Here is an 8578-nt window from a genome sequence, read left to right on the forward strand (position 1 = left end):
ATTGAACTGGTCAATGACAGCGGTATTCCCGACGATAATCTGACCAATGAAGCGCGCCCGCACTTCCAGGTGACGGTACCGACGGATGTCAACGTGGTGCGCCTGAGCATTGACGGCGGCAAGACGTGGTTCAACGCTACCCAGAGCGCGACGCCGGGCGTCTGGGATTATACCTGGCTGGCTGATGTGGGAGAGGGTAAGCATACCCTGACAGTGGAGGCGACCGACAAGGCGGGAAACAAAACGACGCAGCAACTGGACTTCATCATCGATACCCTACTGTCAGAACCGACTATCGTGCTGGACAGCACGGACGACAGCGGAACAAAAGGCGATAACCTGACCAACGCGAATAAGCCGACGTTTATACTGGGCAATATTGACGCAGACGCGCGGTATGTCACGGTTGAGGTGCAGCATGGCGGCACGAAAGAGGTGCTGACGGCCACCAAAGGCGCGACCGGCATCTGGAGCGTGACACCGACCGGCACATGGGCAGATGGCGACTATACGCTGACGGTGAGGGTGGAGGATGATGCAGGGAACGTAAAATACTCAGCGCCGCTGACGGTCACGGTTGATACCCAAATCACCATTGATGTTATTGAACTGGTTAATGATAACGGTATTCCCGGCGACAACCTGACCAATGACGTTCGTCCACACTTCCGCGTCACGGTGCCAGGGGATGTCAACGAGGTACGTCTGAGTATCGACGGCGGTAATACGTGGGTTCGTGCAACACAGGGCACGGCAGGGATCTGGGATTACACCTGGCCGAAAGATGTGACCGACGGGCTACATACCCTGACGGTAGAAGCGACCGATAAGGCGGGAAATAAGACGACGCAGACGCTCGATTTTACCATTGATACCCGGCTGTCAACGCCTACCATCACTATGGATAGCAGGGACGATACAGGTGCCATTGGCGATCATATTACGAGCGTCAAAAGACCGGGCTTTACCATTGGCAATATTGACTCCGATGCGCAATCGGTCATTTTGCGGATCACACAGGGCGGCAATAGCCAGGAAGTGACACTAACCCAGGTTGGAGGACAGTGGCGCTTTACGCCAGATGCTGACTGGGCGGACGGTAGCTATACACTGACGGTAGAGGTAACGGATAACGCAGGAAACGTTCGTCAGTCCACGCCGCTGATAGTGACGGTAGATACGCAAACCAGCATTACTGATATTACATTGGTCAATGATCATGGCGTGCCTGATGACAATCTAACTAACAGCACCCGTCCGCAGTTTGAGATCACGGTGCCGGCGGATGTGAATTCTGTGCAACTGAGCATTGATGGGGGCGCAAACTGGGTGAGCGCGGCGCAGGGTATTGAAGGCGTCTGGGGCTATACCTGGCCAACGGATATGGGCGATGGAAAACACACCCTAACCGTCATGGTCACCGACGCGGCAGGCAATACGGCGACGCAAACGCTCGAATTTTTCATCGACACCCGGTTGTCGACACCGACCATTGCGCTGGACAGCGCGGATGATACCGGTACGCCTGGCGATGATATGACCAATCGCACCCGACCGACCTTTATTCTGCAGAATATCGATTCGGATGTTATCAACGTTACAGTCAGCGTCACGCATAATGGAACGACAACCTCGTTTACCGCGACACAGGGGGCTGGAGGGTGGAGCTTTACACCGCCAGCGCCGTGGGGCGACGGTGATTATACGCTGACGGTGACAGTGGAGGATCGGGCGGGAAATACGCGTCCGTCTACGCCACTGACGGTGACAGTGGATACGCAAATAGCCATTGATCATATTGAATTAGTCAACGATAGCGGCGTCCCTGGCGATAATGTGACAAAACATGTGCGTCCGCAGTTCCAGATCTCGGTACCGAAGGATGTGGAAAAGGTCCTGCTGAGTATTGATGGCGGCGTAACCTGGTTTAGCGCGACAAAGAGCCCGACGCAGGGCATCTGGGATTACACCTGGCCGACAGATATGCCAGAGGGACAGCATACCCTGACAGTAGAGGCAACTGATGCTGCGGGTAATACGACGAGACAATCGCTTAATTTTGCTATCGACATTACACTTTCGATGCCAACCATTGAGTTAGCGCCCGATCAGGATACCGGCCAGATTAAGAACGATAATCTGACCAGCGTCACTCAGCCGTTATTTGTGTTGGGCCATATCGATAAAGATGTTCAACATGTTGTATTGAATATTGAGCATAACGGTACGTTTAAAACAGTGGTACTCACCGAATCAGCCGACGGCTGGCGCTATCGACCGGATGCCGCCCTGGGTGACGGTAGCTACAAATTAACCGTGACGGTAACGGATGTGGCCGGTAATCAGCAAACATCCGCACCTTTAACGGTGACGATAGACGGTACGTTGTCTACGCCGACCATTGAACTGGCGGCTGGCGAAGATAGCGGTACTGTCGGCGATCGCCTCACCAATCACGATCGGCCAGTATTCGATATACATCAGATTGACGCTGACGTTACCCGTGTGATGGTCAAAGTAACCCACAATGGTAAAACGCACGAGGAAGCTGCGGTATTCACCAATGGTCAATGGAGTTTTAGCCCTTCTGCGAGCTGGGCTGATGGCGCTTACCAGCTAGTCGTTGTGGTAGAAGATCTGGCGGGGAACGTAAAAGAATCGGCACCCTTAGAGGTGCGTATTGATACGACAACGACCATTGATAATATCGTGTTGCTTACTGATACCGGCGTACAGGATGATCAATTAACGAATGTATCTGAACCGTCATTCAGAATTGACGTTCCCGCTGATGTCGTTCAGGTACGCGTAACCCTGGATGGTGGCACTAGCTGGAGTTTGGTACGGAAAAATGCCGACGGGCAGTGGATTTTTGAAAGTCCGAACACGTTGGGTGACGGTACTCATACCCTTCGCGTAGAGGCCACTGATGAGGCCGGTAATATTGCGAATAAAGATTTGGTATTTAATATCGATACCCGTATACAGGTTCCAACTATCGCTTTAAGCGCAGGACAAGATACCGGAGCGAATACAGCCGATAATATTACTAATATGTCACGACCCACCTTTACGATTGGTAATGTTGACCCCGATGTTATCAAAGTATTGGTAACGATTGATGGGCATGATTATAACGCGATTAAGGTTGGGGCTGGCTGGGAGTTTACACCAGGCAATGCCATTCCGGATGGTTCTTATAATATTACCGTTACAGTTGAAGATAAGGCCGGGAATACCGCGACATCGAAACCATTACCTGTTGTGATAGATACGACGGCTGAAATTGAAAGCGTCACGTTGGTTACAGATAGCGGTGATAGCGATGTAGATAACATTACCAAAGTCGACAAGCCGCAGTTTAGTATTGTTACCGCTGATGATATTACCCATGTGCGCGTTAAAATCGATAACGCCGCTAATTGGATTGAACTCACAAAAGGAGGGGATGGCCGCTGGATATTTAATGTCGGTTCGGCATTACCTGATGGGCAACACACTCTCTTGGTTGATGTGACTGATATCGCCGGCAACGTTGCGCAAGAAACGCTGCAGTTTACGATTGATACGACTCTGCGAGAGCCGACAATTGTACTCGATCCCACCCATGATACTGGTGATGATACTAATGATAATCTTACCAGGATTAACAAACCGGTGTTTATTATCGGTAATGTCGATAATGATGTCTCACACATTGTGGTTCATATTGATGGTCGGGATTACACCATTGAAAACACAGGGGGGAATTTAACCTTTACGCCGGATCAACCGCTGTCTGACGGTCAGCATACGATCTCTGTTACCGTAACGGATATTGCTGGTAATACCAAAACATCGGCCGAACTGCAGATTGAAATCGACACGCAGGTTCAGATTGACAGTGTTACGTTAACAACAGATAGCGGCGTCAACGATCACGATAATGTCACCAATGCTACCCGTCCCTCTTTTGAAATTGCAACGCCTGATGATGTGACATCGGTGCTGGTTTCTTTCGATGGCGTAAACTGGACGCCTGTCAGTAAAAATGCGGCCGGGCAGTGGGAATTTACTGCAGGTAGCGCATTGTCTGATGGTCATTATACTCTCCATGTCCAGGCGACGGATCGGGCAGGGAATACGGCCAATTCCACGCAGGGCTTCACCGTGGATACGCAGATTGACGGCCTGAGCGTCGTGATGCTGGACGACGCCGGAAAGGATTCTACGGATGGTATTACGAATATTACCGCTCCACGTTTTGAAATTTCAGCCAGAGAGCCGCTGCAGAGCGTGACGGTAATTTTAAACGGGAAATCCAGCACACTGACTCAGGGGGCAGGTAATAAATGGCTGTTTACCCCTGATACACCGTTAGTGGATGGAACTTACAAAATAGAAGTAGTAGCTGAAGATATCGCAGGTAATAAAATTAGCAAAGAGGTATCATTCACAATAGACACTATTATTTCTGATCCCAGTATTGATTTGCTGGATGCGGATGATACTGGCGAAAGTGCTGTTGATAATATCACGAGTGTCACTAAACCACGTTTCGTTATTGGCAATGTACCCGCCGATATTGATACTGTTGTAATCAGAATTAACGGTATTTCTTATCCGGTTACGGCAAATGGCAATAACCTCTGGGAATTTCAGGTTCCCGTTGCGTTAAACGATGGCGTATATGAAGCCGTTGTCGTCTTCAGAGATATTGCCGGAAATACTTCTGAAACTACGCTGCCCTTTACCATTGATACCACGACAAGCGTCAGTGTCAGAATGGAGCCAGCGTCTGATACCGGAAATTCTAATAGCGATAACCTTACGAATAAACAAAATCCCAAATTCGAAGGTACTGCAGAGCCCAATGCGAAACTGGTGATTACCATTGTTGACGATAAGTCAGGTCGGGAGGTTTTAAAACAAACGATTACGGTTGGCGCCGATGGCAACTGGAGTGTGACGCCGAATATACTGCCGGATGGCATGTATACCATCAACGTCGTCGCAACAGATGTCGCGGGAAATACTGCGCAAACGCAGGAAAGATTTACTATCGATACGGTTACGATCGATCCCACCATTCGCCTTTCGGATCCATCTATTGATGATCAGCATGAAGCAACCAGCCTGCGTCCTGAGTTCAAAGGGTTCGCCGAAGCGTTCTCGACGATTATGATTCAGTGGGATGGGAAAGTGGTCGGCTCCGCAAACGCCAATGCGAATGGCGAATGGAGTTGGACGCCGCCATCAGTATTGGCGCCAGGCTCCTATGTTGTGAGCATTGTTGCCAAAGATAAAGCGGGTAATGAATCGTCGCAGGTCGACTTTCCTGTCGTAATACCTGTTATTGATGTCACGCCTCCAACCATAAAGCTCAGCGAGGAGAGCGATAGTGGCGCCTTAGGAGACTTTACGACGAATAATAAAACGCCGACCCTGGTTGGGAGCACGTTACCTAATACGATTGTGAGTATTTATGTGGATGGCGTGAAGGTCGGCGAGGCGACAGCGGATACAGCGGGTCGATATACTTTCCAGTTACCGGAAATGAAAGATGGCCACTATGTCGTCCAGGTGGGTATCGTCAACCCTCGCGATAATAGCGAACTGCGTTCCACCGCCGTTGATGTCACTATCGATACCGAGGTTGCTGAACTGGTATGGAATATATCTGGAATGCATGAGGGCGGATATATCAATACGGTGACGCCGGAGATTGGCGGCACCAGTGAGCCAAACAGCAAAATCACTATCTTTGTGAATGGCGTTGAAAAAGCGATTGCTTATACGACAGGCGCAGGGCACTGGGGCGTAGTATTACCCGCTTTGGGTAATGACGGTAATTATGTATTAACGTTTAAAGTTGAAGATGTTGCCGGCAATATCAGAGAGTTTGGTCCGCAGAATGTGATACTGGATACGGTAATTTCGCCGTTAACCGTGGTATTACGCGAAGCTGACGACAGTGGCAAAGTTGGCGACTGGATCACCAATAAACCTCATGTCACCATCGATGGTACTGCCGAAGCCGGAAGTACTTTAACCATCAGGAATCCGCTGGGGGTGGTTATTGCTACCCTGGTGGTAGGCAATGATGGTCGATGGAGCGCAGAATTAGATCTGCGTGAAGGTAGTAATGCCTTTATCGTGGTATCGGAAGATAAAGCGGGCAACAGTCAACAAAAAGATATTCTGATAGAACATGATACGCAGATTGAAATCAGCGATATTTCATTAAGTCGGGATACTAATAGCGGTGATAAATATGATCTGATTACCAATAATAAGTCTCCGGTACTGGTTGCCATGACCGATCCCGGCGCGACGGTACAGGTTTATATTAATGGTGTGTTACAAGGCACAGTAGAGGCGAGTTCGTCAGGTAATATTAGCTATACCATGCCGGCAAATAGCGCCGACGGCGAATATCAGGTGCAATTTGTTGCTACGGATACTGCTGGTAACCGGGTTGAGTCTGCGATGACAACCGTGACAATCGATTCTCAAATTGCTGTCTTTGACATTCATGAAGATTCATTACCGCCCCTCTCTAATAACCGGGCATTGTCAGTCTCAGGCGTCGGGGAGGCTGGTTCTCAGATCAGCATCTTTGTCGATGGTAAATTAGTCAACGTTGTTATGGTTGAGGCTGATGGCTCATGGCACGCGCCGATACTGCTGCAAGATGATGGTACGTTTAATATTCATTTCAGCATTACTGACGTTGCTGGCAACACTGAAGTGAGCAAGAATTATAGCGTGGATGTCGATTCATCAACCGCCTTCCCAACGCTCAACCTTGAAGATACGAGCAACTCTGGTTCACGTGACGATCTGATTACTAATCACAACAAGCCTGTGTTAGTTGGCACCGCAGAAGCGGGAGCCACAATCCATATTTATGTGGATGAAAAGATCGTGGCAAATGTGCTTGTGCTTGAAGATGGAACCTGGTCCTATCAGTTTGATAATGCGTTAAACGATGGTGAATATTCTATCCGTGTGGTTGCCGAAGACCCGGCAGGTAATACGGCAGAATCGCCTCGCTTACTCGTCACGATAGATACCAGCACGTTTATCGATAATCCTGCTATGATGGCAGGTTCTGATAATGGTATTTTCGGTAATGATAGTATAACGAGTCAGACCCGGCCTGCGTTTAGTATTTTTGGAGAAATGAACCAGAGTGTTCAGGTTTTCATTGATGGGGTGCTAGTCGATACGATCACGGTGACCGACAGAAATCAAGTTTATCGACCTGCGTCACCGTTGGGCGATGGTTCCCATAGCATTTATTATGTTATCACCGATAAAGCAGGCAACACGGCTACCTCGAAAACGCTAAACTTTACTATAGATACCTTTAATTCGACACCTGTCGTTATTGATTCTATCGACGGTCAAACGTTAGCAGAGATGACCGGTAGTGATGGCAAAATATATATAACGGACACGACGCGTAACTTATTGTTTAGTGGCAGTGCCGAGCCCAATAGCAAAATAGAAATCATCATCAATGGCTTAAATGTGGGAGAGGTTTGGGTTAATGACAAAGGACACTGGCAGATGCCGGTGAACCCGCTTTATTTCACAGAAGGCCAACTGGATATCAATGTTAAATCTACGGACCGTGCTGGTAACATAAATCAGGAAAACTATTCCATTTGGGTCGATACGCATATCAAGGTATTTACCAGCGAGCTTGATGACAATAAATCGTTATCGAAAACGGAATGGTGGAGCAATAGCGATCTCACTACCATGCGAGGTATGGGGGAAATTGGCGCTACGGTATCATTAATCGTGGCAGGGGTCACGCTGGCAACCGCTGTCGTTGCGGCTAATGGGTTGTGGGAATTATCGACCGATCGGCTTCCGGAAGGGAAATATGATATCACTTTGAGTATTGAGGATAACGCAGGCAACCGTAAGGAAGAGGTACATGAAATATTTATTGATCGAACGCCGCCAAACGCTCCGGTCGTAACTTATTCAGATATTGTCAACGATCTAATTATTATGCAGGGGACGGCGGAAGCCAAATCTCAGCTAATAATAACCGATAGTAATGGGAATACTTATACGTTAACCGTTCCTGATAATGGTAAATGGAGTATGGCGATCCCGTATCCATCGGAAGGGAAGTTTACCATTACGAGTGTGGATGCGATTGGTAACCGGAGTGATGATGTCCCTCTCGATATCATGAAAGAGACTCCTGTTATTTCATTATCTCCAGACTCAGACAGTGGTACGGTGGGCGATAATATTACGCGAGATAATCAGCCTACCTTTATTATCGGGAATCTGGAAAGCGATGTTGTGGTTGTTCAGGTCGATATCAATGGGACCGTATATAATGCTGAAAAAAATGCCGATGGCGTTTGGTTCTTTACGCCAGGTACACCGTTAGCTGATGGTTCCTATACGATATCGGTAATCGCAAGCGATGCCGCGGGTAATCAGAAAAACTCGTTACCCATTACCGTTACGATCGACAGTACGCTTACGGTGCCAGATATTGCGCTGGCAGCAGGTGAAGACAATGGCGTTTCAGACAGCGATAACGTGACGAATCACACCCAGCCTA

General features: G+C 48.7%; 1 pseudogene. It reads left to right on the forward strand.

Annotated elements, in window-relative coordinates:
- Positions 1 to 8578: pseudogene (siiE, locus tag ACLD11_RS21500) on the forward strand (non-fimbrial adhesin SiiE); the annotation flags it as partial.

The organism is Salmonella sp. 741265116_PST, assembly GCF_046567715.1.
GTDB lineage: Bacteria > Pseudomonadota > Gammaproteobacteria > Enterobacterales > Enterobacteriaceae > Salmonella > Salmonella enterica.